Origin of the sequence: Streptomyces sp. NPDC056480 (assembly GCF_042795405.1) — a bacterium.
Classification (GTDB): domain Bacteria; phylum Actinomycetota; class Actinomycetes; order Streptomycetales; family Streptomycetaceae; genus Streptomyces.
In genome coordinates this window covers 88,039-114,918 of the sequence record NZ_JBHTSA010000013.1, presented here as the reverse complement: position 1 = coordinate 114,918, position 26,880 = coordinate 88,039, and the positions used below count along the sequence as shown (strand labels likewise).

The following is a 26,880-nucleotide window of genomic DNA, read 5'->3' as shown; positions in this document are numbered from 1 at the left end:
CGCCGGCGCGGGCCGCACCCCCTCCTCCTTCCTGCCGGTCAGGGCGTGACGGGGACGTTCGTCAGGCCGCTGCCGGCGTTCGTCACCGTGTTGGAGGCGTGCACGACGTTCAGGTCGGCGGCGCACTTCGACGTCGAGGTGATCCTGATGGCGTACGCACCCACGCCCCCGAGGTCGGAACGGTTCCCGCGCCAGACGTTGCCGCAGCCGTTCGGGAACGACGGCGTCGTCGACGGGTTGTGGGTCTCGTAGCCGTTCGCGAACGTGCCGGGCGAGGAGAACGTCCCGGTGTTGTCCTCGATGAGATAGCCGACGCCCTTGGCGTCCACCCACGAGTCGGCGGAGTTGGAGCCGCTGATCCCCGTGCCGTCGAAGGTGTTCCCGCGGATCACGCCGTCGGACGTGCCCTCCTTGATGTCGATGTGCTCGGCGGCGACCGACGGGCCGATCCTGTTGTCCAGCACCTGGACGCGGTCCGAGCGGTCCACGCCGCCCTGGTTGCCGTGGCAGGCCCAGTTGGAGCTCGCCGAGCCGATGTAGACCGCCTCGCCGTACCCGGCCTGGACCAGGCCCGTGTGGGTGATCGTCGAGTTCTTGACGACGCCGTCGGCCGAGGAGCGCCGGAAGTGCACCGCCTCCTCGTCGACGTGGTGCACGGAGAGCCCGTCGAGCGTCACGTGGGGCGAGTCGTCGAGGACGACGCCCTTCTTCGACTCCTTCACCGTGAAGCCGGTCAGCCGCCAGTACGGCGCGCCGTACAGCCAGAGTCCGTAGCCGGAGTCCCAGCCGGCGGTCGGAGCGGGGCAGGACGGGGCCGTACCCGACGGGCCGTCGTTGACGAGGACGGCGTTCGGCGGACCGGTGAGCGTGATCGGCGCGGCGGCCGTCCCCGCCCGCTGCGTCACGAACGAGCCCCGGTACTCACCGGCGGCCAGCCGGATGGTCTGCCCCGGCTGCGCGTCCGCCAGCGCGCTCCGCAACTGTCCCGCCGTGGACACCTCGACGACCGGACCGCCACCGCCGGCCGGTCCGGTGGTCACACCGACGGAGCCGCTCGCGGCGGACAGGTTCCCCGCCGCGTCCCGCGCCCTGACCGTGTAGGCGTACGGGGTCGAGGCCGCGAGCCCGGTGTCCGTGTACGCGGTCGACGCGGTGCTCCCGACCCTCGTACCGCCCCGGAAGACCTCGTAGCCGGTGACCCCCACGTCGTCCGTGGCGGCGTCCCAGGCCAGCGAGACACTGCTCGCGCTCGTGCCCGTCGAGCGGAGCCCGCCGGGGACGCTCGGCGCCGTCGTGTCCGCGCCGCCGCCCGGTGCGGGGGAGCCGTACACGTCGAACTCCCACAGCGAGTAGCCGTACGCCGTGCCGCGCGCCGTCCCGAGTACCCGGACGTAGCGCCCGGTGCCGGTCACCGCGAGGTCGTCCACGCCGCCGTCGCCGGTGCCGGTGGAGTGGACGTCGGTCCAGTTCGTGCCGTCGTTCGAGGTCTGGATCCGGTACGCCTTCCCGTACGCGGCCTCCCAGGCGAGCCTGACCCGGGAGACGGCGTGCGGGGTGCCGAGGTCGACGCGGATCCACTGCGGGTCCACGCCCTCCGCGCTGGCCCACCGGGTCCCGCCGTCGCCGTCCACCGCCAGTGAGGCCTCGAAGCCGGCCGACTCGACGGAGGAGGCCGTCGCCGGCCGGCCCCGCGAGACCAGGGTCGGCGTGGGCGTGCCCCCGCCGCTCTGCGTGGTGGCGGAGACCGTGGCGCTCGCGCCGGAGGCGTTCCCGGCGGCGTCACGGGCCCTGACGGTGTAGCCGTACGCGGTGGAGGCCGTGAGGCCGGTGTCGGTGTACGTGGTCGAGGTCGACGTCCCCACCGGGGAGCCGCCCCGGTACACGTCGTAGCCGGTCACGCCCACGTTGTCGGTGGACGCGTTCCACGCGAGCGAGACGCTGTTCGCCGTGGTGCCGGTGGTCCGCGGCGAACCCGGGACGCTCGGCGCCTCGGTGTCGCCACCGGGTCCCGAGCCCGTCGACTTCAGGAAGAGCGACCCGGAGGTGTCCGTCCTCGTCGCGTTCACACCGAGGTGCGGGGCCCTGCTGTAGTCCAGGTTCTCCCGGCCCGCCCAGTCCGGGATCGGCGCGCCGTTCTCCGCCAGGTGCTGGTACGCCGCCGGGTCCGCGGCCGCGCTGCCCAGCTGGTACAGCCGCCGGCGGTCGGCGTAGTAGGGCTGGTAGGCGCCGCCGGCCGTGGTCTGCTTGCTGAGGTCGTTGCCGTAGAAGACGTTCTGCGGGCCGGTGGCCCCCGACCACTTGACGGCCTTGGGGCCCGCGCCCCACCAGATCGGCCACCAGGTCGAGTCGTCGGGGCCGCCGCCGCCCTCCTCGCCGCAGTTCGCGCGGCAGTTCTTCGAGGAGTTCTCGAAGGGGACCGCGGCCTTGTTGTTCTCGAAGAGGTTGCGCCGCTCCCAGCCGCCGTGCAGGTTCAGATCGCTGTCGAAGTCGTTGCCGACGACGACGTTGTCCGAGGCGGACCACTGGAAGGTGAAGTGGCGCAGGTTGCGGCTGGTGTTGTACGCGTACAGCGAGTCCCAGACCCGGGAGCCGCGGAAGTAGCCGTTGCCGCCCTTGCCCTTGTTCCAGGAGCCGTCGAAGGAGGACTCCTGCACCTGGATGTTCTTGGCGCTCTCGGTGACGACGGCGTGGGAGCCGGTCATCCGGGTGCCGACGCGCCGGATCCAGACGTTGGCCGCCCACTTCAGGACGATGCCGTGCTGGGCGTACTCCGGGGCGATGTTGCCGAAGTTCGCCTCGGCGTCGGCCGGCTCGACGTCGTAGGTGCCGCCGCCGAGCCTGGGCATCCCGTCGAGCTCCTGGGTGATGCTCAGGTCCTCGATGCCGACGCCCTGGACGACCTTGAGCGGGGTGACACGGCTCGGGTAGACGGTGCCGCCGATCGCGGCCGAGCCGTCGGAGGTCGAGTTGAGCGGCAGATCGTACTCGAGGGGCTTGTCGAGGGTGAGGTTCCTGCCCGCGGTGTCCACCGCGGCGATCTGGAAGATCTGCTGACGCATATGCAGGTTCACGTACGTGGACGAGTCGGTGATCGTCTGCTGCTGGTAGAACTTCGCCGTGTTCGCCGCGCCGACCCAGAGGTGGGCGCCGGCCTTGAAGCGCGACATGTCCGCGGAGGCGGCGAGTCTGATCTGGGTGGTGCCGATCGCCGAACCCTCGCGCAGCGGGACTCCGCTCGCCCAGTGCTGGTTGACGCTGCCCTCGAAGATGTCCTTGCGGTTGGCCGGGGCTGAGGCGTGGTCGCCGGTGTACTTCGGCGAGACCTCACGGGTCTGCACCCGGAGCAGTCCGCGGCCCGGCCAGGTCCAGCCGCCCTTCCCGGCCCCGTGGGTCATCCCGTCCTCGTCCCAGTCGCTGCCGTCCGGGGTGAGGGTGTCGTAGCGGGTGTCGGCGTCCGGCCGGAACGCGAGCGTGGTCTGCGCCATGCCCGCACCGCGGAGCACCAGGTAGTCGGCGTCCAGGGAGAGTTGACGGGTGACGAGGATCCGGCCGGCAGGCAGGGTGATCGAGGAGAGACGGGTGTAGCCGGCCGACGGGGTGCAGCCCGTCCTGATGGCGTCGACGGCCCGCTGGAGGCCGGTCGTGGCGTTGCTGCCGTCGGCGCGCACGCCGTACTGGGAGGCGAGCTCCTGTGCCGTGATGTGGCAGGCGGCGTCGGGGTGGGCCTCGGCGGGCCCGGGCAGTGCGGCGCCGCCCCGGTATCCCGCCTTGCTCCAGTCGGGCAGGCCCGCGACGGGCGTCCGCCGGTTCGCGCTGGTCAGGTCGGGTATCGCGGCGGCGGCCGCCGTGCGGGTGGTGGCCGTGGTGCCGGCCCGTCCCCCGTCGGGGGCCGCGGCGGCGGTGCCACCGGCCAGGCCGGTGATGCCGGTCAGTGCGGTGGCGACGGCCGCGGCGACCGCCAGGGGGCGGCGCCATCGGGGGATGCGGTCTCTGTGTGCGGGGCGTGCCTGATGTGCGTAGGACATCCGACGTCCTCCGGGTGAGTGCTGCGCGAAGGCAGCGGTGGGGGCTCACATCGATGTGCGGTCGAAGGTTAGGAAATGTTCCTAACCATTGCGCGGGAGAGTAGAGACGGCCGAGGGGGCGGCGCAAGACCCCGCGCACGATCCGCAGACATGACTTCGGTTCAGGTATGTGGTCGGTGAGGGGGTTTGAGGCCCGTGCGGACCGTGTCGGGTCGTTCGCGTGGCGTCCGGCAGGCCGCTACGAACCGGTCGGAGAGCGCCCGTACCGTAGGCCCGTGGGCGGCCGTGCGCCGCCCGAGGAATCGACGACCAGGAGCCCCGCACCGTGATCGCCCGCGAACCCCGTCCCCTCCGCAGCGTGCGCCGCCGCCGTCTGCCGGCCCTGACCCTGGTCGGCCTCCTCGCTGTCGGCGCGGCCGGATGCACCTCGTCCGGTGACGGGGGAGACGGCGACTCCGCCCCCTCCTCCCCGCCGCCCTCCGCCGCCCGCACGGTCGTCCCGCCCGAGCCCCACGTCGGATTCGACTACCAGATCGGCGGACCCTACGCACCGCCCCACGGGGTGGGCGCCGTCTCCCGCGACCGTACGGCGAAGCCCGCCGAGGGCCTCTACAACATCTGCTACGTCAATGCCTTCCAGGCCCAGCCGGACGCCACCGACTGGTGGGAGGAGAACCACCCCGACCTGCTCCTGCGGAGCGCCGGGGGAGCACCGATCGTCGACCAGGACTGGGACGAGGCCCTCTTCGACGTCTCCACCCCGGCCAAGCGCGAGCGGCTCGCCGCGATCGTCGGCGAGTGGATCGACGGCTGCGCCGACGCCGGCTACCAGGCCGTCGAGGCGGACAACCTCGACTCCTACGAACGGTCCCAGGGCCGCCTCACGCGCGAACACGACCTCGCCTTCGCCCGGCTGCTCGTCGCCCGCGCCCACTCCGCCGGACTCGCGATCGGGCAGAAGAACGCCCCCGACCTCGCGCAGCAGGGCCGGAAGCTCGGCTTCGACTTCGCGGTCGCCGAGGAGTGCGGTCAGTACGACGAATGCGGCCCCTACGCGAGCGCCTTCGACGACCGGGTGCTCGTCATCGAGTACGAGCGGAAGGGCCTCGACCGGGCCTGCGCCCGATGGGGCGGAACGCTCTCCGTCGTCCTGCGCGACACCGACGTCCGCCCGGCGGGCGAAGCCGGGTACGTCCGCGAGACCTGCTGACGGGGGCGGCCGGCGGCGTGGACCCGGCTCTGCCGCGGGCCACCCCCCCGGGCGGGTCAGGGACGAGCCGCGGCCGGCACGTAGTACGGGCGGTTGTGGGCGGCCACCGGGGGCGACTGGTACGTCCAGGCGCCGGCGGCCGGTGCCTCGTCGCCGACCAGGGCGAGCACGTCGCGGCCCAGGTCGCTCTCCGGGGCGTGCACCGCGAGCCGTGCGCGTCCCGCGCGGGCGGGCGCGGCCAGGTCGTACCAGCGGTACGGCTGGTAGACGTTCATCGGGCCGGCGAGCAGGCGTCCCTCGAGGTCGGTGCCGTAGCCGGTGATCGGGGCGGAGTTGGCGACGGCGGGGGCGAGGCCGTCGAGTTCCGCCGTGAGGGCCAGCAGGGGGCCAAGGTCCTGCTCCAGGGCGTCGTCCGCGCCGAGGGAGGCCGCCGCGCACCGTACGCTCCAGGTCTCGCCCGCAGGCCCGTTGAGCGACGGCAGATCCACCTCGAAACGGCCCGGGTACTTGGGTTCGGCGTAGAGTTCGCGCCCCGCCCTGATCGCGAACGGGTTGTCGCAGACGACATGGACGCGTGCGATGCCGAGCAGCTTCGTCTGGTCCCAGCCCTGCGCGTACTGGGCGTAGCTCAGCCGCGGCAGCCGCCCCTCCGCACCGGTCGGGAAGGCGACGACGCTGAACTCGATCTCCTGCGTGACCCCGCCGCCGAAGGCGTACTGCGCGAAGTACAGCTGGTAGTTGAGGGAGACCAGGGCACGCCCGTCCTCGAACCCGGCCGCGGTCAGGTCAGGGTGGTGCTTCGCGAGCAGCTCCCGGACCGGCCCGGGAGCGACCAGCCAGTCGAGGCCGATCTGGTGCAACGCCCCGTAGTGGAAGGGGAGTCGGAAGGGCTCGCTCACGGGCGGCAGGGGCAGCGGGGGCACGGGTGCGGTCATTCCGGGACTCCTCGGGTCGGTGCGTTCTCGCTGGTGGCGAGGGAGGTCGGAGGCGGGGCGGGGGACACCGGACGGTCACGGGAGGCCAGGTCCGCCTCGACGCGCTCCGCGCTGCGCAGCGCGAGCGCGGCCATGGTCAGCGTCGGGTTGGAGGTGGCCACCGAGGGCATGCTGCCGCAGCCGACCGCGTACAGACCGGGGTGGTCCCAGCAGCGCTGCCAGGCGTCGACCACCGACGTGCCGGGGGAGTCGCCCATGATGTGGGTGCCCGCGGCGTGGCCCGCCCCGCGATAGCCGTACGTACGGCCGCGGTGCTCGAAGCGGCCGGGCCAGGCCGCCGCCGGAGCGAAGTCGGTGTGGTCCTCGGCGCCGAGGAGCCCGAAGATCTGGTCCGAGACCGCACGGGCCGCGGCCATCCCCTCCTTCACGTGCTCGTCGAGGTCGTAGGTGACGAGGGGGCGGGGCAGACCCAGCGGATCGCGCTCGGTCGGATGGAGCCTGACCCGGTTCGCCGGGTCGGCGCTCTGCTCCATCTCGAACTGCAGGGTGAACTGACGGCGGAGCCGGTCACCGACCGCCTTCCGCAGGTCGGCCCCGAACAGCCCGCGTTCGGCGAGGAAGTGCCGTACGTCGGTGTCGACGGGGCCCTTCGCCCAGACCCACCCCCAGGTCCCGAACTCGATGCGGAACGGGGCCCGGAGCCGACGCGCCGGGCCCGCCCGGAAGCCCTCGAATCCGGAGACCGAGCCGGGCCCCCGGTACGGTCCCGCGTCCTCGGGCAGCAGGCCCCAGGTCAGCAGGACGGGGTGGTCCATCAGATTGCGGCCGACCTGGCCGCTGCGGCCGGCGAGCCCGGAGAGAAGCAGCAGCCGGGCGTTCTCCACCGCGTGCGCGGCGAGCACCACCACATCGGCGTGCGCGACGGAGACCCTCCCGTCGTGCGCGTGGTACTCCACGCCCGTGGCCCGCCCGCTCGCGTCGACGAGGACGCGGCTCACCACGGACCGGTCCCGGAGCGTGACGCCCGGGCTCCAGCGGCCCTGGGTCTTGAGCGGGGTGTACTTCGCGTACGAGGGGCAGTGCGGGATGCAGCTCGCGTTGCCCACGCAGCGGCTCTCCGGGTCCGGCCGCCCGTGGCGGCCGCGCGGGACGTACCCGCGACCCGCGTCGTACCGGGGGTCCGGGACGCCGTTGCGCGCGTGCGGGGTGCCGACCACCCGCAGTTCGACCTCGCGGCGGGCCACCGGATCCTTCACACGGCGCCCGTCGAGGCGGGCCGCGAGGACGCCGTCAAGGCGCGCGGCCGGCAGCGGCCGCATGGGAAACGCGTAGCCGTCGGGCAGGGGCAGCCCGACGTGCTCGCGCTGCTCGTCGGCATCGCCGGCGACCCCCAGCTCCTCCTCGGCCGCCCGGTAGTGGGGCTCGAGATCCTCGTATCCGAGGGGCCACCGCCGCCCGTACCCGAAGACCTCGGTGTCGAAGTCCTCCGGCAGCATCCGGGGTGCGAGCCCGGTCCAGACGTTGCCGGTACCGCCGTTGGCGCGGACGTATCCGCTGGCGTACGGCAGCGGCCCGTCCTGCCGGAGATGCCCGGCCGTCCGGTACCCGGGGGTCCCGCCCGCGCCGGTGATGTCCGTCGCCTGGGGCGCGGGCGCCTCCGGACGGGGCCCGAGGGGCGCACCGGGCACCAGGCCCGAGGCGGCGAGATACCTGGTCAGCGGGGCGTCGGCAGCTCCGTCTCCGGAGTCCGCCGCGCCCGCCTCCAGGACCAGGACACGTCGCCCGTGGTGTCCGAGCCGGTGCGCGACCAGCGAGCCCGCGACGCCGGCGCCGACCACGATCACGTCGTACCGCGTCACGGCCCGCTCCCCTCGACCGCGTCACCCCGGCCGCGGCCTTCGGGACGGCCGGGCGCCTCGGCCCAACTCCCGTACCCGCCAGGACCGGTGGCAGGTGCCTTCAGACCGGCCGCCTTCCACACCAGGCCCTCGGCGTAGGCCCGCGGGGACACCAGGAACGGCGGCGGTCCCGGCCAACTGCCCGTGTACCAGAGGTACGTGACCGCTTCCGCCGCCTTCCGCAGCTCCCGGTCCCCGGCGTCGTCGGGGTCCTCCGGCAGCTCGCGCAGCAGCCGCGCGTACCGCTGCGCGCCGAGCTGCTCCGCGGCGACCGCACGGTACACCTCGGCCATCCCGGTGGCTTCCAGGTCCGCTCCGTCGAAACCGGTCAACCGTGCGGACAGGGAGGTGAAGTGCTGTGACTCGTCTGTAGGGTGCACGCGGGCATGGGTGCCCCACCGCCTCCCCGGCCATGCGCCGCACCCCGGGAAGGGCTTGATCACGTCCCTGGGCGTACGGATCACTCCGCCCCGTCGTCACCGCCGGGCTCGTACGCGTCCAGTTCGGCGCGGAGCGAGCCCGTGCCGGTGGCGGAACCCTCCCGGAGGAGGGCGAGGAGGCCGCTGAGGGGATGGTGCAGCGGACGGGCGTCGTAGTCGATGCCCTCGGGGTCCCGGTACGCGTCCAGCACCGCGAACGGCACGATGACGTAGGGGCGCCGGGACCAGGGGTGGCTGTCGGCGGGGTCGGGGTCCAGGCGCCACTCGGTGCCCCGGGTGCGGTTGTGGACCTCGCCGACGTACCAGCAGGCGATCTGGACCAAGGGGGTCCGCTCCCGGGCGAACAGGTCGTCGACGGAGGTGACGTGCTCACGGACGAGGGCCTCCACGCGGTCCAGGGAGCGCTCGTCGAAGTCCCATCCGCCGCCGTGGCGGCGGCTCCAGTCGGCGAAGCCCTCCCGCTGCTCGTCCAGCCATGCGCTCAGGCGGGGGTTGTCGGCGTGCGCCCTGTCGATGCGCTCGGCGACGGCGTGCTCGTCGCCGTCCTCGCCGTCCTCGTCGGCTGCGCCGTCCCCGTCGGCCCCTTCGGCCCCGTACTCCCAGATTTCATCGCTCACAGCAGCTAAGCCTATCCCTCCGTGTGACGGCAAGAATCCGCAATCTGCACGGAGTTAACACATGCCACGCCGTCGAAACCACATTGCGGCGGCAAAGAGAGCCCCTAGTATCGGAGCGCTTGCGCGGCGCCTACTTGAGCATCGGGGGCCCTGGTGCCGCGCAACTCTGAATCGACCCGTGGGGCTCCCGGGGGAAGCACTGTGAAGCCAGCTCGAATAACGCGCCGCTGGCGTGCGCTCAGGAACAGCCTGTCAGCACTCGCCTGTGCCACCGTCATCACGATCACCGGCCAGCCCGTCGGAGGCGTCGCCGAGGCCGCGCCCGCGCCGCCGAAGCTGAAGCCGGGCAAGCGCTGCGACGAGATGTACGGGGTGAAGAACGTACCCACGGGCGGCCTGCCCCAGGGCGACGCCTCCCGTGCGGTGGACCGTTGGGACACGTACGACTACACCAACCCCGGTCTCCAGTTCGACGGCCTCAACCCCACCCGCGCCGAACTCGACGCGGCGGGAACCGACTACAAGAAGTACGACCACAGCGACCCGAGGCGCATCTACGCCCGCTTCAACGCGCAGCGGCGGTGGACCTCCTTCGGCGACTACCTCTCGAAGGTCTACATCCCGAACCAGGGCTACGACGCCCGGGGCAAGGCCTTCATGGGCAAGGTCGTGCGGGAGATGGGCCTGACCGGCCCGGACTGGATCTGCGAGAAGGAGTTCTACTTCAAGGACCCCGACACGGGCAAGCAGCACCTGCGCCGCCTCGACGCGTACAACAAGCGCACCCGGGAGATCGTGGAGGTCAAGTCCAACGGCAACCCCGACGGCCGCGAGAAGCCCGCGGACCGCGCCTGGGCCAAGAACCAGGGCTGGCGCTCGTACAAGTACACCTACGTCTTCGCCGAGAACCAGACCCGCGACGCCAAGAACTTCATGAAGGAGCTCAAGGACACCGCGGGCAAGGACACGCTCGGCCGCGACCGGGTCCGTAGCTACGACTACCAGTCCCACCACAAGGGCGTACCGCCCAAGGGCACCGAGAACGGCCCGTACCGCGCGAACAGCACGACCATGTCGCCGGGCAACGGCGCCTCCACCGGATCCCGCGGCTCCGGCAACCAGGTCATCAACCAGTCCCCGCCGAACCCGCAGACCCTCAAGGACCAGCTCGACCGGCTCGGGAGGACCGGCGAGCGCGCCCAGATGAACCGCGGCCTCGGGGGCATCGACTTCACCACCCTCGACCTGCGCTACATCGGCAAGGGCAAGGCCGGCAAGGGCCTGGACTACGCGTTCTCCGCCAAGTCGGTCGAGGACGAGTACGCGGCCGGCTGGGGCGGCCAGGAGAAGGGCAACCTGATCTCCGACGCCTTCTTCACCTGGCTCGCCCTCGACCCGTCCACGTTCTGGGTCAACCTCAACCCGGACGAGCCGAACCGCATCATCGACGCGGGCTTCGGCAAGACCGACGCGGGCCGCGTCCTCCTGGAGGCCGACCTGGAGCTGAAGCACGACATCTTCAAGGCCATGGACCCGGAGACGGACGCGGGCCGCGACTTCATGAACGCCCTGCCCCAGCGCAACGGCTTCCCCTGCTGGGCCGGCTTCCGGTACTGGATCGAGCCGGAGACCGCGGTCGTGCGCGAGCAGGACGGCGGCATCCACATCCTCGACACCCCGCTCAAGCTGTCCACGGTGCCGCAGGAGACCACCACGCAGCCGCCCGGCGGGAAGGGCTGCGACCTCACCGAGGCGGAGACGCAGCAGTCGGACCGCGTGCTCGACCGCTACATCACCCCCCTCGTCGCGGAGAAGGTCAACAACGGCGACTACTACGCCGACCTGCGCCGCGTCTACACGGCCCGGGTGGCCGCCGAGTGGGTGCGCCAGAACGCCGCCGACATGCCCGCCGAGTACCGCGGGATCATCGACAGCAACGACGTGCGTCGCTGGCCGCTGCGCGCCCCGCACCAGAACTGGACCGGCAAGCAGGTCTGGGACCGCTACTACAAGGCCTTCACCGAGGGCACGTTCAAGTACAAGTGGTCCAACGGCGAAGAGGTCTACGTCTACACCGTGGGCGGGGTCGACTTCTCCAAGCAGCCCAAGAGCAACATGAACCCGGTGCGCTTCCGCACCGAGCAGCGCTACAAGCCCCGCACGGTCGGCTACGCGGTCGACACGATCGCCGACGACCCGAACAAGAAGGGCTATCTGATGTTCGGCGGCAACAGCGCCGGACGGTCCGAGACCGGTACGCCCACTCCCACTCCCGCCCCGACCGGTACGGCGGGTCCGACCGCTACCCCGTCCCCGACGGGCACGGGCAAGCCGACTCCGACCCCGTCGGATCCGGGGACGACGGCCCCCCAGTCGCCCGGGGCCACCCCTCCGCCCGGTCCGAAGGACCCCGACGGCGGCCTCGCCGACACGGGCAGCAGCGCTCCCGTCGGTCTGATCGCCGGCACCGCGGCCGTCGCGATCGGCGCGGGCGGGGCCCTCGTCTGGTGGCGCCGCCGCCGGGCGCACAGCGGAGGCTGACCGGTACCGCACCTGTACGGAGGACGGGCCCTTCCCTCATGGGGTAGGGCCCGTCCGCGTGTGCGGGAAGCGCCCGTCCCGCGTCCCGCGTTCGGAAAACCTGAGAATTGTTCACTTTCCATTGACAGGCTGGACCCGGGGACCCGAAAGTGCCGTGAGCAGCCCGCACGCCGCCGATCGAAGCGAGTCCTCATGACAGCGTCCGTACCCGAGTTCCCGGCCGGTTTCCTCTGGGGAGTCTCGGCCTCCGCCTTCCAGATCGAAGGCTCGCTCACGGCCGACGGCCGCGGCCCCTCCAGCTGGGACGCCTTCACCGGAGAAGAGGGACGCGTCAAGGACGGCTCGCACGCGGACGTGGCCACCGACCACTACCGGCGCTACCGCGAGGACGTGGCGCTGATGGCCGAACTCGGCGTCGGTGCCTACCGGTTCTCGGTCTCCTGGTCCCGCGTCCTGCCCGAGGGACACGGCCGCGTCAACGAGAAGGGGCTGGACTTCTACGACCGACTCGTCGACGAGCTCTGTGCCTCGGGGATCGCCCCGGTGCCGACGCTCTTCCACTGGGACACCCCGCTCGCCCTGGAGAAGGACGGCGGCTGGCTCAGCCGTGACACCGCCGAGCGGTTCGCGGCGTACGCCTCGGTGGTCGCGGAGCGGCTCGCCGACCGCGTGCCCCGGTGGATCACCATCAACGAACCCGCCGAGGTCACCCTCCTCGGCTACGGCCTCGGCGAGCACGCCCCCGGCCGGCGCCTGGTCTTCGACGCCCTGCCCGCGGCGCACCACCAACTCCTGGCCCACGGCCTCGGCGTGCAGGCCCTGCGCGCCGCCGGCGCCCGCGAGATCGGCATCGCCGCCTCCCACAGCCCCGTCTGGACCGCCGGCGACAGCGACGACGACCGGGCGGCCGCCGAGCTGTACGACACCCTCACGAACCGCCTCTTCGCCGACCCCATCCTCACCGGCACCTACCCGGCGGGCCTCGACTCGCTCCTCCCCGGCCCGGTCGCGGAGGACCTCGAGGTGATCTCCGAACCCCTCGACTGGTACGGGATCAACTACTACAACCCGATGCTCATCGGCGCCCCGCAGCCGGCCGCCGCCCCGTCCGCCGCCCCGTCCGCCACCGGCTCCTCCTTCGGCGGCATCGAGATTCCGGCGGACCTGCCCTTCGCCATCCGGCAGATCGAAGGACGCGAACTCACCGACTTCGGCTGGCCGGTGGTCCCGGACGGACTGCGGGAACTCCTCGCCACGATGCGCGAGCGCTACGGCGACCGGCTGCCGCCGCTCTGCATCACCGAGAACGGCTGCTCGTACGGTGACGGCCCGGACCCCGGGACGGGGCGCGTCGACGACGCCCGCCGGATCGCCTACCACGACGGCCACGTCCGCGCGCTGCACCAGGCGATGGCCGAGGGGGCCGACGTCCGCGGCTACTTCATCTGGTCGATCCTCGACAACTTCGAGTGGGCGGAGGGGTACCGGCAGCGCTTCGGGCTCGTCCACGTCGACTACGAGACGCTGGTACGGACGCCCAAGGAGTCCTTCGCCTGGTACCGCGACCTGATCAAGAGCGGCAGATGACCGCCGAGGGGGCGGCGGCGGAGGGAACCGCCGCCGGTCCGGCCCCCGAGCCCGCCACCCCGGCCGGCGGGCGGTGGGTGGGCGCGCTCTCCCTCGCCAACCTCGGGGTCTGGGTCGGCTGGTTCGGGCCGCTCCAGCTGCTCCTGGCCCGCCAGGCCGAGCAGCTCACCCCCGACCACAAGGCGTCCACCCTCGCCCTCGTGACGGGAGTCGGAGCGGCGGTGTCGATGATCGCCAACCCGGTCTTCGGAGCGCTCTCCGACCGGACGACGACCTCCGTGGGACGGCGGATCCCCTGGGTGGCCGGCGGAGTCGCGGGCGGCGCGGCCGGGCTGCTCGTCCTCGCCGCGGCGCAGAGCGTCGCGACCGTGATCGCCGGCTGGTGTCTGGTCCAGCTCGCCCTCAACGCGGCCTTCGCCGCGCTCACCGCGGCCGTCCCCGACCAGGTGCCGCCGCGGCAGCGCGGTCTGGTCGGCGGCTGGCTCGGCGTCTCCCAGGTCGTCGGCATCCTGGTGGGCACGGCGCTGGCCACGGTCGCGGGCGGGGTGGTCGGCGGGTATCTGGCCTGTGCGGTCTTCACGGTGCTCGCGGCCGTTCCGTACGTCGTGATGCGGCGCGACACCGCGCTCCCCCCGGCCGCCCGGCCGGCCTTCCGGTGGCGGACGTTCCTCGGCGGCTTCTGGATCGACCCGCGCCGCCATCCCGACTTCGGCTGGGCCTGGCTCACCCGGTTCCTGATGAACCTGTCGTACTCCATCAGCACGATGTACCTGCTCTACTACCTGACCGACGCCGTGCGGTACGACGGCGACGCGGACAACGGCGTACTGATCCTCACGGCGCTCAACGCGCTCACCCTGCTCTCCACGGTGGTGATCAGCGGCATCCGGTCGGACCGCAGCGGCCGGCGGAAGTCCTACGTCATCCGCTCCGGTCTCGTCATCGCCGCGGCCACGCTGCTGCTCGCCGTCTGGCAGACCTGGACGGGCGCCGTCGTCGCCTCGCTCGTGCTCGGCCTCGGCTTCGGCGTGTACACGGCCGTGGACTTCGCCCTGCTCACGGACGTGCTGCCGACGGCGGAGGACCGGGGCAAGGACCTGGGCGTCATCAACATCGCCAACGCGCTGCCGCAGGTCCTCGCGCCCGTGATCGCGGCCCCGGTGGTCACCCACTTCGGCGGATACACGGCCCTGTACGCCCTCGCGGGCGCCCTGGCTCTCGCGGGGTCGGTGCTGGTACGCCGCATCCGCTCCGTCCCCTGACGCTCACCGGTGTCACGGTGTCACGATCGGGAACTCCGGATCGGGGGCTTCGAGGACCGAGAGCAGCCGGGGGAGGAGCCTGCGGTCGCCCGTCATGGCGATGCCGTCCGTTCCCTTCCCCGCGAGCAGGGAGATGAGCTGGGGCTTGGTCATCGTCAGGGTCAGGTCCGCGTCGGCGGCGGGCCGGGCGTCCTGGGTCCAGGTCAGCAGCCCGTTGGCGAGGCGCAGATGCCAGTGGTCGGCGCCGATGTGCCAGTCCATGGCGATCCGCAGCGACCAGGCCTTCGGACCGTCGACGCGGACGGCGAGGCTGTCGATGATCTGGCCGACGGTCAGGGCCAGGTACATGTCGGGGCCGAGCGCGGCGGACGCGTGCGGGGTGATCCCGTGGAGGAGCTCCTGCGCGCCGGTGAGGTAGAAGTTCCGCCAGACGGCGTTCTCGACGGCCTGCCCCAGGCGGGTGTAGAGCGCGGCGAGCCGGCGCTTGGCCCGGTCGTCCCGGGGGTCGTTGAAGACGGCATGGTTGAGCAGGGTGACCGCGAAGCGCAGCTCGCCCCGCTCGGCGTAGTGCCGGGCGCGGGCGCGGACCGCGGCCTGGCCGCCGAGGGACTCCACCCAGAGCCGGGCCTCCTCGGCGGGCGGGTGCTCCCAGAGGTGGGCCGGGTTGCCGTCGAACCAGCCCATGTACCGCTGGTAGACCGCCTTGACGTTGTGGCTGAGTGAGCCGTAGTAGCCGCGGTCGGCCCAGACGCCCTCGAGCTGGGGCGGGAGCCGGAAGGTCTCCGCGATCTCGGTGCCGGTGAGGCCCCGGTTGATGAGCCGCACGGTCTGGTCGTGCAGATAGCCGTAGAGGTCCCGCTGGTGGGTGAGGAGGCCGACGATGGCGTCGTTGCCCCAGGTGGGCCAGTGGTGCGAGGCGAAGGCGACGTCGGCGACGCCGTCGTAGAGGCCGATCGACTCGGTGAGGTAGCCGGCCCAGGCATGGGCGTCGCGCACCTGGGCGCCGCGCAGGGTGAGGATGTTGTGCATGGTGTGGGTGGCGTTCTCCGCCATGCACACCGCGCGCAGGTCCGGGAAGAGGAAGTTCATCTCCTCCTGGGACTCGGTCCCCGGTGTCATCTGGAACCGGATCCGCACCCCGTCGAGCACGACCTCCTCGCCCGTGGTGCCGATGAAGCGGGTGGGTGCGATGAGTCCGACGGTGCCGAGGGAGACCGTGAGCCCGAGCCCGCAGCCGACCTGCGCGCTCGCGTTCTTGGGGAGCGTGGAGCCGTACATGTAGGCGGCGCGGCGGGCCATGGCGGTTCCGACGTACACGTTCTCGCTGACCGCGTGCTCCATGAAGCCCTTCGGGGCGAGCACGGGTACGTCCCCGGCGCCGTCCGGCAGCACGCCCCGGCAGCCGCCGAAGTGGTCCACGTGCGGATGGGTGTAGATCATCGCCCGGACGGCGCGGTCGCCGCGGTGGGCGCGATAGAGCCCCAGTGCCGCGGCTGCGGTCTCGGCGGAGATGAGCGGGTCGATGACGATGATGCCGGTGTCGCCCTCGACGATCGTCATGTTCGACAGGTCAAGGCCCCTGACCTGGTAGACGCGGTCGGTGACCCGGTACAGGCCCTGGTGCGACAGGAGACGGGCCTGCCGCCAGAGGCTGGGGTCGACGGTGGCGGGGGCTCCCTGGCCGTCGTGGCGGCCGTGGCCCTCGTGCGGGTCTCCCGCCTCGGCGAGGAAGCGGTAGGCGCCGGGGTCCCAGGCCGTCTTCCCGGCGGCGGTGGTGATCGGCCCGCCGGTGAACGCGGCGATGAAGCCGCGCTCCGCGTCGGCGAAGTCGGCCACGTCGTCGTACGGGAGCCCGTCGGTCCGTGTCGGCGTCGGCGTCGCGCCTCGCGTGGGTTTCCCCGCGCCCTGGGGCAGGTGCCCGGCCAGCGCCTGGGCGGTCTGCGGGTTCAGGGAGACGGACGCGGCCGCGGCGCCCATCGCGGCGGCGGCCGCGACGAAGCCGCGCCGGTTCATCGGATTCATGGCAGGGCACGCCCTTCTCGGTGGGGCTCGATGGCAGGCCCACTATTGCAGTCCGACTGCAATACGCGTCAAGAGGTGTGCGGCCCGACTCCCAGGAGCGCCCGCAGGGTGCGGTCGATCGCCGCACGGGCCGCCGCCTCGTCGAGTCCCCTGCGGGAGCGCAGATGGTCCCAGACCGCCCACGACGAGGAGGCATCGAGCGCGTCGAGCAGCCCTCCGGCCTCCTCGGCGTCCGGCACCCGGCCCAACTCCGGCGCGAACACCTCCGCGAGGTCCGCCCTGAACCAGGCGTCGCCCTCGGCCATCACCCCGCGCAGGCCCGGTGAGTCCGGCTCCAGACCGAGGCCGATCTTCCTGATCGGCGACATCACCTCGTACATCCGGCCGCGCTGTGCCAGGAGCGCCGAGACCTTCCGTGCCGCCTCCCAGGCGGGTGGCACCGGTTCCGCGTGGGCGCGCCAGCGTTCGGCCTGCCGCCGCGCCGCCGCCACGTACAGCGCCTCGCGGTCGGTGAAGTGCACGAACACGGTCCGCTCGGACGCCCCCGCCCGCTCCGCGATCGCCTTCCGGGTGGGCTCCCGGCCGCCCTCCGAGATCAGCGCGAGCAGCGCGTCGAGCAGCGCCGCGTACGTCCGTTCCGGGTCCCGCCGGCGCCGCCCCCGCGCGCCGGAGTCCGCGCGTCCCGGGTCGTCCCCGGCCACCTCAGACCTCCGGAAGGGACGGATCGGGCGTCCAGGGGGTCGGTGCGGTGATGGCCCAGCGTTCGTGGTCGCGCCAGTCCCCGTCGATGTAGAGGTAGGCGGGGGAGAGGCCCTCGTGGCGGAAGCCCAGCCGCCGGACCACGGCCAGGGAGGCCTCGTTGCCCGGCTGGATGTTGGCCTCCAGGCGGTGGAGCCGCAGCTCCGTGAACGCGTACTCCAGGACGGCGGAGAGCCCCTCGGTCATGTAGCCGCGCCCCGCGGACGGGGCGAAGGCCGCATAGCCGAGGGACGCGCCCTGGTAGCGGCCCCGGATGATCGAGTTGATGTTGACCATGCCGGCGGCCGCGCCGGTCTCCCTGACACGGATGAGCAGGCCCAGGTTGGCGCCGTCGTCGAAACGGCGCATCCAGGTGCGGAACTCCTCGGCGGTGGAGGGCAGTTGCATCCAGGGCCCGTGCAGCTGGGCGCTGGCCCGTACGAGCGAGCAGAACTCGTCCTGGTCGGAGAGGGTGAGCGGGTGCAGTTCGACCCGTGACGGAGTGGTGAGCATGGGCCCACGTTATCCCCGGCCCCGGGGGTCAGTGGATCCTGTGCTCCGTCCAGAACGGGCCGAGGTCCTTCGGGGTCGCCGCCTGGGCCGCGCGCTTGAAGTCCGCGGTGGTGGCGACGCCCAGCCAGTGGTCCCGTACGTAGCCGCGCAGCATGCCCGCCGTCTCCGGGCCGCCCAGTTCGCGCTCCAGGTCGTGCAGGGCGCACGAGCCGCGCCGGTAGACGACACGGCCGTACTCCGAGCGGTGACCGTCCGCGTAGTAGGCCATGGACCGGGTGATGGCGGCCGTGTCGCTGGGCCACATGCCCTGCTCCTCCCAGCAGGTGGCGGTGTCGAAGCGGTAGTACAGCTCGGTCGCGTACTGGGCGAAGGACTCGTCCAGCCAGGGCGCGGCGAACTGGTCGTTGCCGACGATGCCGTAGAACCACTGGTGGGCGATCTCGTGGACGACGGCGGACCCCTCGGGTTCGGTCCACAGCAGGACGAGGCCCGGGAACTCCATGCTGCCGAAGTCGTCGAGGTTGTCGCTCATGACGAGGTCGAGCTCGCCGTACGGGTAGCGCCCGAAGCGCTTGCCGAACTCGTCGACCGAGCCGACGGCGTCCCGCAGGTCGGTGGCGACGCCCTCGGGGGACGTGGCGGCGGTCCAGTACGCGTTGAGCCGGACCCCGCCGGGCGTGGTCACCGTCCTCGACGCGAAGGGACCCGCCGCCCACGCGAAGTCCCGTACCCCGCGCGCGACGCTGGTGCTGACCGTGCGGCCGGGTGCGCCCGCGCGCCGGGCGGTGGTGCCGGTCGCGGGGACGACGAGCGCGCTCGGGTGGTCGAGGACGACGCGGAAGTCACCGGCGAGGGTGTGGAAGCTCTCGCCGAAGCCGACGTCCGGGTCGAGGTGCCGGCCCTGTGCGTCGCGCACCGAGAGCAGCGGCAGCGCGTTGCCGAGATAGCGGTACGCGCCGTCCTTGCCGAAGCGGTGGACGCGGTCCGGGACGGTGATCGCGACGTCGAAGGAGACGCTCGCGCGTGCCCCGTACGGCAGCGGCGCCGGCAGGTCGATCCGCAGCGCGGAACAGCCCACGGTGAGCGGCCGCGGTGTGCCGCCGGCGACCCCGCTCACCCGGACCGGGGACGGGCTGCCCGGGGTCCCGCAGCCGTCGGTGCCGTTGCCCCACAGTCGTACGTCCACCGAACGCAGGGGCGTGCGGGCGGCGTTGCGGAAGGAGACCGTCTGGCGGCCGGTCCAGCGCGAGCCGTCGTCGTCGGCGCGCAGTGCCACGTCGTACGAGGGGCGGTCCGGTGTCGCCGCCCGCGCCGGGGAGGCCGACTCCGTGGGGTCCGCCGGGGCCTGCGCCACGGCCGACTGCGGGACGAGCGACAGGACGGCTGCGAGGGCGAGCGCCGGCGCCCGCCAAAGCCTGAGCGAGGTCATGACAAGCACGCTAGAGCGAGGGTGTGCCCGGACGGGCGGGTTCCGGGGTGACGCCGGGCGACGGCGACCCCGCGGCCGGGGGACAGCCACACCCCGCACCTGCCCGCTGACCGGATGGTCCGGCGGACCCCGGACCGAGCAGGGTGGGCCGGGCACACCGGATTCACGAGGGAAGGAACCCCCTGTGTTCAGCTTGAAGTCGGTCGGCCGCGCGGCGCGCACCACCGCCGTCGGCGCGCTCGCCGTCGCGACCTGCGCCACCCTGATGGCCGGCAGCGCCGGAGCGATCGTCAACGGGACCGATTCCACCGAGCGTTATCCGTTCATGGCGACGATCCCCGAGTCGGCCCCGGAGCACGGCTTGTACGACGGCAACTGCGGGGCGTCGCTGATCGATCCCCAGTGGGTGCTGACGGCGGCCCACTGTGTGACCGGTGACGGCCTGGTCCTCGACGGCATCGTCCGGATCGGCAGCGAGGCGCGCAAGTCGGGCGGAACCGTCCGGGCCATCGAGCGGACCGTCGTCCACCCCGGCTTCGTCAGCGGTGAGAGGAAGGCCGCCAACAGGAACGACATCGCGCTGGTCCGCCTCGACCGCCCGGTCTCCGAGCAGCCCGTCAGGATCGCGGAGCGGGCCGCACGGCCCGGCACCCCGACCCGGATCCTGGGATTCGGCACCACCGTCGACACCGGACTCAGGTTCGCGGAGCGGCTGCGGGAGCTGCGGACGCGCACCGGTGCCGTCGGCGAGTGCGCCCCCGGCTACGCGGACCGGACCCGGCTGTGCACGATCAGCCGGGTGCCAGGGGCCATGGCGTGCTTCGGGGACTCCGGCGGGCCGCAGCTCCAGAAGGGCGGGCACGGGCGGTGGGAGCTGGTCGGAGTCACCTCGGGTCCCGGCGTCCCCGGGGTCGCCTGTTCGGCCGGACCGGGGCTCTACACCCACGTGCCCGCGTACGCGGACTGGATCCGGAAGACGATCCGGAAGACCCCCGGGCACGCCTCCTGACCCCGGTCACGGATTCCCCGGGACGCGACGCAACCCCGGGCCCCGCCGGACGTCTGTCGAAACGAAGCCACCGCGGGGCGCCGGGAGCCGCTCCCGGCGCCCCGCGCGCGTGGCACACCGTTCACCGCCCACGGCTCATGGAGACCGACTCTTGAACCACGCCGACACCCCCACGGCCGCTCGCCGCCGCCCGCTGCGCGCCTGCGCGCTCGCCGCGTCCACGGCGGCCCTCCTCGTACCACAGGCGCCCCGGTGGTTCCGCCTACGCGCCCCAGCTGTCCGAAGCGGACCAGCGGCGGGTCGGCGCCGCTTACGCCGAGGCCTTCTTCCGGCGGTACCTCGGCGACGACCGGCGGTTCTGAGCCCGGAGGAGCGGAGGAATCGGCCCAGAACCGGCCCCACCGCCGGTATAGGCTCGCTGGAGGCCGGCCCGGCGACGACGGTCGGACACGACGGGGGGCTCGCCTTGGAACGCCTGGCCGAAGGGGACCGGCCCGCGCCCGCGGTGCTGCCCGCGCCGATGCGCGGACAGCTCGGGCTGACAGCGGCGGTCGCCGCACTGGTGGTCGTCGTGCTCGGGGTCCTGTACGCCGACGCCGGCCGGCCCGGCAGTGTGGACGCGCGGATCCTGGCCGCGGTCGAGGGGGTGGGGCCGCGGGCGCGGCACGTCGCCCTGGCCACGGACTTCCTGGGCGAGCCGGTGGGCGCCGCGACACTGGTCGCGGCCGTCGTCGCGGTCTGTCTGCTGCTGCGGCGTCCTCGCGCGGCGGTGCTCGTCGTCGCCGGCGTCGGCCTCGCCGTGGTGACGACGAGGCTGCTCAAGCACCTGGTGGGACGCACCATCCACGGCGACGAGAACCTCTCGTACCCGAGCGGGCACACCGCCTTCCTCACCGCGCTCGCCCTCACCGTGACGCTGCTCGCGACCGGCCGGTCCGGCCTCGGCAGGACGGCCGGCACCTCGCTCGTGCTGCTCGTGGCGCTGGTCGCCGGTGTCGCCATGGGCTGGGCGCAGGTCGTCCTGGGCGCCCACTATCCGACCGACGCCCTCGGCGGCTGGTTCACCGCGCTCGCGGTGATCCCGGCGACCGCGTGGGTGGTCGACCGGGTGGCCGACTCCGTGCACCGCAAGGCTCCCTGACGTGACGTCACCCGACCTCGGGTGACGTCACGCCGAGCCGCTCAGACCAAGCTCCGGAGACGTCACGCCGAGCGGTTCACACCAGGCGCCGGAAGACGGGCTTCACCGGTCGCCCGGCCAGCCACGGCGTGGGATCCGCGGCGTCCAGCGCCTTCCGGTACACCGCGCACGCCTGGGCCACCACATCGACCGTGCGGTCGATGTCGGCGTCGTCGAGCGCGCTGCTCACCACGAACGACGGGGCGAGGACCCCGCCCGCGAGGAGCCGGCGCAGGAACAGCGTGCGGTACTCCTGCGACGGCCGCCCGTTCGCGTCGAGGGTGGCGAAGACCAGGTTGCTGGCCCGGCCCCGGACGACGAGGTGGTCGCCGACGCCCATGGCGGCAGCCGCCTCGCGGACTCCGGCGGCCAGCCGCTCGCCGAGGGCGTGCAGTCGCGCGGTGACGCCCTCCTCGACGTAGGTGGTCTGCACGGCCGACGCGGCGGCGAGCGCGTGCGTCTCCGCGCCGTGCGTGGTGGACAGCAGGAACACCCGCTCGCCGGAGTGACGCAGCCCGCCCCACTCCATCAGTTCGCGGCGCCCGGCGAGCGCGGAGACGGCGAAACCGTTGCCCAGCGCCTTGCCGAAGGTCGAGAGGTCGGGGACGACGCCGTAGAGACCCTGCGCCCCCGCCTCGGACCAGCGCAGACCGGTGATCATCTCGTCGAAGACCAGGACGACGCCGTGCCGGTCGGCCAGTTCGCGCAGGCCGGCGAGGTACCCGGGCGGGGGTTCGGTGTGCCCGGCGGGTTCGAGGATCAGACAGGCGACCTCGTCCCGGTACCGGGTGAGCAGCTCCTCGGTGGCGGCCAGGTCCCCGTACGGAAACGTCACGGTGAGGTCGGTGGTCGATGCCGGGATGCCGGCGGACATCGGCGTGGTGCCGATGAACCAGTCGTCGACGGAGAAGAACGGATGGTCGCCGCAGACGGCCACCCGGGGGCGCCCGGTGACGGCGCGGGCGAGGCGCACCGCGGCGGTGGTGACGTCGGAGCCGTTCTTCGCGAACTTGACCATCTCGGCGGTCGGCACCGTGGCGAGGAAGCGCTCGGCGGCCTCGACCTCCACGATCGAGGGCCGGACGAAGTTGCCGCCCCGGTCGATCTCCCGCCGTACCGCTTCGAGCACGCGCGGGTGGGCGTGGCCGAGACTGACCGACCGCAGCCCGGAGCCGTACTCGATGTAGCGGTTGCCGTCGACGTCCCACACGTGGGCGCCGCGGCCGTGGCTGATGACCGGGGCCAGGTTCTCGGGGTACTGGTCGTCGCCCTTGGCATAGGTGTGCGCGCCCCCGGGGATCAGGGCGTGCAGCCGCTCGTTCGCCTGCCGCGACCGGGGCAGGGAGAACTCTTCGGTCTCTTCGGTCACTTCAGTCAGTTCGGTCTCTTCGGTCACTTCGGTGTCCACGCGGACTTCACTCTCCAGGGCGTCAGGGCTTGTGCTTCAGGGCCTCGGCGAGGCTCGGTGCCTCCCGGTCCCGCGGGGACATCGACACCGGGGGCAGCGGCCAGGGGATGGCGAGTTCCGGGTCGTCGAAGGCGATCGTCACGTCCTCGGCCGGGTCGTGCGGACGGTCGATCCGGTACGAGGTGTCGGCGGTCCCGGTCAGCGCCTGGAAGCCGTGCGCGCACCCCGCCGGGATGTAGAGGGTCGTCTGCGTCTCGCCGGACAGCTCGAAGAAGGCCCGGTTGCGGTAGGTCGGCGAGTCCGTCCGCAGGTCCACGACGACGTCGAAGATCCTGCCGTACGAGCACCGCACCAGCTTGGCCTCGCCCGCGCCGGAGCGCAGGTGCATGCCGCGCAGCACGCCCCGGACCGAACGGGACACGCTGTCCTGGACGAAGGCGTCCGGGTCGAGGCCCACCGAGCGGACCACGTCGGCGTCGAACGTGCGGCAGAAGAAGCCGCGTTCGTCGGCGTACGGCGTCGGCTCGAAGAGGTACGCGCCGTCGATCTCGGGGACTCGGATGGCTTTCATGGGGTCTCCCGCAAGGCGTGGGCGTGGGCGTGGGCCCGGCCGGTTCTCGGGAACACGGCCTCGGTCAGGGCGGTGAACTGCCGGTCGAGCTGACGGGCGACGGTCGCGTTCCGCTCGGCGAGGGTCCGCCGCAGCTCCGCCGCGTGCTTCTCCAGCTCCCGGAACGCGTCGAGCAGCCGGTCGGCGTCGACCTCGCGGGCCGGGTGGCAGTACGCGCCGAGACCCATCCGGTCCATGAGCGCGTCGCTCTTCGCCGCGTAGCTGAGCGCGAGGGTCGGCACGCCGACCTTCAGCGCGCAGACCAGGTTGTGGTATCGGGTCGCCACCACGGCGTCGGCGGCCGCCATCTCCTTCATCAGGTCGTCGAGCGAGGCCGTCTCGGCGGCGGTCACCAGCGGGGAGTCCACCGCGTCGAGGATCGCGGCGACCACCTCCCCGTCGACCTCGTCGCCGGTGAGCAGCCGGACCGGTCTGCCGTCCTCGACCAGGGCGCGGACGAAACGGGTCGTCCCGTCCAGGTACCGCCGGTGGATCTCCTCGGCCCTGGCACGGTCGTCGTCGCCGCCGTGGAAGGCCATGACGCCGACGCACACCGGGCCCGGCGTCCCCGAGGGGGCGCCGGACGGCGGTGTCGGCAGGGCGAACGCGAGGTCCGGGTAGACCTCGTCGCGCGCGGTGTCCACGCCCATCGCCCGCAGGGCGTCGCGGGACTGGCCGTCCCGGTACGACCGGTACGCGGCGAGCCGCGCCGACCGGCGCACCAGGGCCCGGGTGGCCCGGTTGCCGATCGGCCCGGCGCCGACGCCGACCAGCGCGACCCGGGTGCCGAACAGCCGGCCGGACGCGCAGAGCAGGAACAGCGCGTACGGGAAGCCCCAGGGCCGCAGCGGCAGCGTGGCCTCGAGGACGCCCATGCCCGGCACGATCACCACGTCGTGCCGGCGCACCCAGGCGGCGGTGCGGAAGGCGTCGACGAGTTTGCCGAGCCCCTTCCCCATGACCGCGCCCGCCCGCGACGCCGTCCGGTACTCGCCGCGGTACCAGTGCAGCCGCGTCGCGGGGAGCCGGTTCCGGAGCCGTACGACCTCGGGACCGCCGCACATCGCGTCCACGGCCGCCTCCCCGTGGTCCCGGCGGAGATAGGCGAGTACGGCCTCCATCGAACCGTCGTTGCCGAGGTTGCCGGAGCCGAGCAGTCCGAACAGCCCGACGCGGACCGGAGGCCCCGTCGGGGGCCTCATGCCCGCCTGCCTTCCCGGCCGGCGACGATCGCGTCGAGGGAGACGGTGAGCCGGGCCGGATCGACCGGGGCACGGTCCTCGACCCGTTCGCCGGCGCCCGGCCGGGCCCGGCTGGCCGCCCAGGAGACGAGGTGGCCGTAGCACGCGCGCCGGTCCGCCCGCGACAACGGCGCCCGCCGGATCGCCGCGACGAATCCCCAGACGTACTCGGCGAGCAGCCGGGGCGTCGGGTGCAGCGCGCCGGCCCGGCGCGGGTCCAGGTTGACGCACCGGGAGCGCTTGGAGGGGTTGGCCCGCTCGGCGCGGGTGGGGTGGTCCCGGCGGAAGTACAGCAGCTCCGGCACCTGGTGGAAGGGCCCGTGCAGGCCGATCTCGGAGACGAACGTGCGGTCCGCGTGGTGGTAGCTGTCGTGCGGCTTCACCCGGCGCAGCACGTCGGCCCGCATCACCCCGTAGAAGTCGTCCCCGCCGGGCTCGAACAGCATGCTGCGGAAGCGCTCCGGGGCGCGTGGCGAGTCGGTGGCGAGCGTGTAGTCGTACGGGACCTTCACCCGGCCCTCGCCGTCGATGACGGCCTGGTCGGCGTGGGCCAGGATCACGTCCGGCCGCTCGTCCAGCGCGTCCACGCAGCGCTGCAGCAGGTCCCGGGCGTACAGGTCGTCGTGCGAGGCCCACTTGAAGAGCTCGCCGCGGCACTGGGTGAACACGTAGTTGTGGTTCGGCGCGGCGCCGATGTTCCGGGTCAGCCGGATGTACCGGATGCGCGAGTCCCGCGCCGCGTACGTGCGGCAGATGTCCTGGGTGCCGTCGGTCGAGGCGTTGTCGGAGATGACCAGCTCGAAGTCCTCGTAGGTCTGACCGAGCAGGGCGTCGAGCGCCTCGGCGAGGTACTCCTCGCCGTTGTACACGGGCAGCCCGATGCCGAGCCGGGGTGGGGCGGTCATGGTGTCCTCACTTCGGGAAGGGGGTTCTGGTGGTGCTCGCGCAGGGCGGACCGCAGCTCCAGCCACCACACGGCCGAGCTGCCGAGCGTCGCGGCGGCGACGCCCCAGGCCGAGCCGACCGTGCCGGCGACGACCGCTCCGCCGAGCCCGCCGCCGACGTAGAGGGTGGAGGCGATCAGCTGGCAGCGCAGACTGCGCCGGGCCGCGGCGAGCGCGCGGAGCCCGGCGGCCGCGCCGGTGCCGAGGCTCGCGGCGGCGACGCCGAGCGTGGCCGGCACGATGAGCTCCGACGCGGCGTGCCAGACGTCGCCGAGCACGAGCTCGCCGAGCCGGTCCGGCACGAGCAGCAGCGCCGCGCCCCAGAGCAGCGCGGCGGCGGCCTGCCCGCCGCCGAGCAGGAGGCAGAACGCGCGCAGGCGGTGCGGGGCCTGCCGCAGCACCCGTGCCGCCTCCGCGACGGTGACCAGCGACAGGCCCATCAGGACGGCGAGGAACGGGCCGAGCAGGAGCTCGGCGCCCCGGACCACCCCGACCGCGCTGACGCCGACGATCGCGCCGAGCCCGTACGCCCGCAGCTGGCCCGCGCCGCTGACGCCCACGTTCTCGACGAGGTACCGGTAGCCGAGGTCGCGCTGCTCGCGGGTCCACGCGCGCGCTCCGGCCGGACGGGGCCGGATGCCGGACTGGAGCAGGCCGTATGCCGCGGCCACCGCGGCGGACGCCCCCCAGGCGAGCACGAAGGCGCCCACGCTGCCCACACGGGCCGCCACGATCATGGCGGGGACGAGCGCGACGCCCATCACGAGGTCGTTGACGAACGCCTTGCGCCCGGCCCCGGCGGCGAAGAACGAGAACCGCCAGGCGTCCTGGAGCAGCAGCCCGGGCAGGGCGACACCGAGGCAGGCGAACGCGGATCCCACGGAGCCGCCGAGCCCGGCTCCGAGGGCCAGACACACCGCGCCGACGGCGACGCCGACGGCGAGGGCGGTGCCCGACGAACGGGCCACCGCCCCGCGCCAGGACGCCTCCGGCACGCCGCTGAAGCGCACCATGAGCGGGTCGGTGGCCAGCCCGCGGGAGATTCCGAGCACCACGCCGAAGGTCACCCAGGCCAGGCTGAACACGCCGAACGCGGCCAGTCCGAGCGAGCGTGCCACATAGATGCCCACCACGAAGTTGGTGGCGCTGGACGCCGCCTGGTCGGCGAGACCCCAGGACAGCCGGCCGGCCATGGCCCGCCGCGCGTTCGGCCGGGCGGGTCCGGCCGGGTCCGCGACCGTCGTCGTCTTCTCCCTCTCGGTGCTCGTCAT

Annotated in this window: 20 protein-coding genes; 6 read left to right on the top strand and 14 right to left on the bottom strand. The window is 73.1% G+C overall.

What is annotated here, in order from left to right; translation table 11 throughout:
* Window positions 1-38: 38 nt before the first annotated feature.
* Window positions 39-4,025 (bottom strand): discoidin domain-containing protein, encoded by a 3,987-nt coding sequence (locus ACFQ79_RS09255; RefSeq protein WP_383580615.1) that lies wholly within the window; start codon window positions 4,023-4,025, stop codon window positions 39-41.
* 328 nt (window positions 4,026-4,353) lie between these two features.
* Between ACFQ79_RS09255 and ACFQ79_RS09250 the strand changes: the two genes are divergently transcribed.
* The gene (locus ACFQ79_RS09250) at window positions 4,354-5,235 is read left to right on the top strand and encodes an endo alpha-1,4 polygalactosaminidase (RefSeq protein ID WP_383580621.1); all 882 of its coding nucleotides are present in this window, start codon (window positions 4,354-4,356) and stop codon (window positions 5,233-5,235) included.
* A gap of 56 nt (window positions 5,236-5,291) precedes the next feature.
* On the opposite strand, the gene ACFQ79_RS09245 is transcribed toward ACFQ79_RS09250, so the two are convergent.
* The 4 genes from ACFQ79_RS09245 to ACFQ79_RS09230 all read right to left on the bottom strand — a co-directional run bounded on the left by ACFQ79_RS09245 (window position 5,292) and on the right by ACFQ79_RS09230 (window position 9,125).
* On the bottom strand, window positions 5,292-6,170 hold the full coding sequence (locus ACFQ79_RS09245) for a hypothetical protein (protein ID WP_383580613.1): 879 nt from the start codon (window positions 6,168-6,170) through the stop codon (window positions 5,292-5,294).
* On the bottom strand, window positions 6,167-8,029 hold the full coding sequence (locus tag ACFQ79_RS09240; protein ID WP_383580610.1) for a GMC family oxidoreductase: 1,863 nt from the start codon (window positions 8,027-8,029) through the stop codon (window positions 6,167-6,169). Before ACFQ79_RS09240 ends, ACFQ79_RS09245 begins: the two co-directional genes overlap by 4 nt.
* Window positions 8,026-8,448 (bottom strand): hypothetical protein, encoded by a 423-nt coding sequence (locus ACFQ79_RS09235; RefSeq protein ID WP_383580607.1) that lies wholly within the window; start codon window positions 8,446-8,448, stop codon window positions 8,026-8,028. The genes ACFQ79_RS09240 and ACFQ79_RS09235 overlap by 4 nt, the downstream gene beginning before the upstream one ends.
* Before the next feature lie 80 nt (window positions 8,449-8,528).
* Entirely contained in the window at window positions 8,529-9,125 is a 597-nt protein-coding gene (locus ACFQ79_RS09230; protein WP_383580604.1) for a hypothetical protein, read from the bottom strand.
* Between the two features lie 201 nt (window positions 9,126-9,326).
* Here ACFQ79_RS09230 and ACFQ79_RS09225 point away from each other — a divergent pair, with 201 nt between their 5' ends.
* The 3 genes from ACFQ79_RS09225 (at window position 9,327) to ACFQ79_RS09215 (ending at window position 14,515) form a co-directional block, all read left to right on the top strand.
* Window positions 9,327-11,666, top strand: coding sequence for a hypothetical protein (locus ACFQ79_RS09225; RefSeq protein ID WP_383580601.1), 2,340 nt, complete (start codon window positions 9,327-9,329; stop codon window positions 11,664-11,666).
* Between the two features lie 192 nt (window positions 11,667-11,858).
* On the top strand, window positions 11,859-13,253 hold the full coding sequence (locus ACFQ79_RS09220) for a glycoside hydrolase family 1 protein (protein ID WP_383580598.1): 1,395 nt from the start codon (window positions 11,859-11,861) through the stop codon (window positions 13,251-13,253).
* Window positions 13,250-14,515 (top strand): MFS transporter, encoded by a 1,266-nt coding sequence (locus ACFQ79_RS09215; protein ID WP_383580595.1) that lies wholly within the window; start codon window positions 13,250-13,252, stop codon window positions 14,513-14,515. The genes ACFQ79_RS09220 and ACFQ79_RS09215 overlap by 4 nt, the downstream gene beginning before the upstream one ends.
* 12 nt (window positions 14,516-14,527) lie before the next feature.
* Here the strand turns inward: ACFQ79_RS09215 and ACFQ79_RS09210 are convergent, their stop codons facing one another.
* The 4 genes from ACFQ79_RS09210 to ACFQ79_RS09195 form a co-directional block, all read right to left on the bottom strand.
* Window positions 14,528-16,537, bottom strand: a complete 2,010-nt coding sequence (locus ACFQ79_RS09210) for an alkyl/aryl-sulfatase (RefSeq protein ID WP_383580592.1) — start codon at window positions 16,535-16,537, stop codon at window positions 14,528-14,530.
* 68 nt (window positions 16,538-16,605) lie between these two features.
* Entirely contained in the window at window positions 16,606-17,238 is a 633-nt protein-coding gene (locus tag ACFQ79_RS09205) for a TetR/AcrR family transcriptional regulator (RefSeq protein WP_383580589.1), read from the bottom strand.
* A 1-nt stretch (window position 17,239) separates the two neighbouring features.
* On the bottom strand, window positions 17,240-17,788 hold the full coding sequence (locus ACFQ79_RS09200; protein WP_383580587.1) for a GNAT family N-acetyltransferase: 549 nt from the start codon (window positions 17,786-17,788) through the stop codon (window positions 17,240-17,242).
* A gap of 28 nt (window positions 17,789-17,816) precedes the next feature.
* Window positions 17,817-19,217, bottom strand: a complete 1,401-nt coding sequence (locus ACFQ79_RS09195) for a M1 family metallopeptidase (RefSeq protein ID WP_383580584.1) — start codon at window positions 19,215-19,217, stop codon at window positions 17,817-17,819.
* 184 nt (window positions 19,218-19,401) lie between these two features.
* Between ACFQ79_RS09195 and ACFQ79_RS09190 the strand changes: the two genes are divergently transcribed.
* Both ACFQ79_RS09190 and ACFQ79_RS09185 read left to right on the top strand, forming a co-directional pair.
* Window positions 19,402-20,226 (top strand): S1 family peptidase, encoded by an 825-nt coding sequence (locus ACFQ79_RS09190; RefSeq protein ID WP_383580582.1) that lies wholly within the window; start codon window positions 19,402-19,404, stop codon window positions 20,224-20,226.
* A gap of 520 nt (window positions 20,227-20,746) precedes the next feature.
* Window positions 20,747-21,367 (top strand): phosphatase PAP2 family protein, encoded by a 621-nt coding sequence (locus ACFQ79_RS09185; RefSeq protein ID WP_383580618.1) that lies wholly within the window; start codon window positions 20,747-20,749, stop codon window positions 21,365-21,367.
* A 76-nt stretch (window positions 21,368-21,443) separates the two neighbouring features.
* Here the strand turns inward: ACFQ79_RS09185 and ACFQ79_RS09180 are convergent, their stop codons facing one another.
* The 5 genes from ACFQ79_RS09180 to ACFQ79_RS09160 are packed head-to-tail and all read right to left on the bottom strand — an operon-like array spanning window position 21,444 to window position 26,880.
* Window positions 21,444-22,814: a glutamate-1-semialdehyde 2,1-aminomutase gene (locus ACFQ79_RS09180; RefSeq protein WP_383580579.1), complete on the bottom strand. Its 1,371-nt coding sequence runs from the start codon at window positions 22,812-22,814 to the stop codon at window positions 21,444-21,446.
* 22 nt (window positions 22,815-22,836) lie between these two features.
* Window positions 22,837-23,385, bottom strand: coding sequence for a dTDP-4-dehydrorhamnose 3,5-epimerase family protein (locus tag ACFQ79_RS09175; RefSeq protein WP_383580577.1), 549 nt, complete (start codon window positions 23,383-23,385; stop codon window positions 22,837-22,839).
* Window positions 23,382-24,626, bottom strand: a complete 1,245-nt coding sequence (locus tag ACFQ79_RS09170; RefSeq protein WP_383580575.1) for a polysaccharide pyruvyl transferase family protein — start codon at window positions 24,624-24,626, stop codon at window positions 23,382-23,384. Before ACFQ79_RS09170 ends, ACFQ79_RS09175 begins: the two co-directional genes overlap by 4 nt.
* A complete protein-coding gene (locus ACFQ79_RS09165; protein ID WP_383580573.1) occupies window positions 24,623-25,570 on the bottom strand; it encodes a glycosyltransferase family 2 protein in 948 nt (315 codons plus the stop codon). The genes ACFQ79_RS09170 and ACFQ79_RS09165 overlap by 4 nt, the downstream gene beginning before the upstream one ends.
* Entirely contained in the window at window positions 25,567-26,880 is a 1,314-nt protein-coding gene (locus ACFQ79_RS09160) for a hypothetical protein (RefSeq protein WP_383580571.1), read from the bottom strand. The genes ACFQ79_RS09165 and ACFQ79_RS09160 overlap by 4 nt, the downstream gene beginning before the upstream one ends.

Excerpts from the sequence above, each read along its gene's own strand:
- ACFQ79_RS09255 (WP_383580615.1), bottom strand. The coding sequence starts at position 4,025 with ATGTCCTACGCACATCAGGCACGCCCCGCACACAGAGACCGCATCCCC.
- ACFQ79_RS09245 (WP_383580613.1), bottom strand. The coding sequence starts at position 6,170 with ATGACCGCACCCGTGCCCCCGCTGCCCCTGCCGCCCGTGAGCGAGCCC.
- ACFQ79_RS09220 (WP_383580598.1), top strand. The coding sequence starts at position 11,859 with ATGACAGCGTCCGTACCCGAGTTCCCGGCCGGTTTCCTCTGGGGAGTC.
- ACFQ79_RS09215 (WP_383580595.1), top strand. The coding sequence starts at position 13,250 with ATGACCGCCGAGGGGGCGGCGGCGGAGGGAACCGCCGCCGGTCCGGCC.
- ACFQ79_RS09210 (WP_383580592.1), bottom strand. The coding sequence starts at position 16,537 with ATGAATCCGATGAACCGGCGCGGCTTCGTCGCGGCCGCCGCCGCGATG.
- ACFQ79_RS09200 (WP_383580587.1), bottom strand. The coding sequence starts at position 17,788 with ATGCTCACCACTCCGTCACGGGTCGAACTGCACCCGCTCACCCTCTCC.
- ACFQ79_RS09195 (WP_383580584.1), bottom strand. The coding sequence starts at position 19,217 with ATGACCTCGCTCAGGCTTTGGCGGGCGCCGGCGCTCGCCCTCGCAGCC.
- ACFQ79_RS09185 (WP_383580618.1), top strand. The coding sequence starts at position 20,747 with ATGCGCGGACAGCTCGGGCTGACAGCGGCGGTCGCCGCACTGGTGGTC.
- ACFQ79_RS09175 (WP_383580577.1), bottom strand. The coding sequence starts at position 23,385 with ATGAAAGCCATCCGAGTCCCCGAGATCGACGGCGCGTACCTCTTCGAG.
- ACFQ79_RS09170 (WP_383580575.1), bottom strand. The coding sequence starts at position 24,626 with ATGAGGCCCCCGACGGGGCCTCCGGTCCGCGTCGGGCTGTTCGGACTG.
- ACFQ79_RS09165 (WP_383580573.1), bottom strand. The coding sequence starts at position 25,570 with ATGACCGCCCCACCCCGGCTCGGCATCGGGCTGCCCGTGTACAACGGC.
- ACFQ79_RS09160 (WP_383580571.1), bottom strand. The coding sequence starts at position 26,880 with ATGACGAGCACCGAGAGGGAGAAGACGACGACGGTCGCGGACCCGGCC.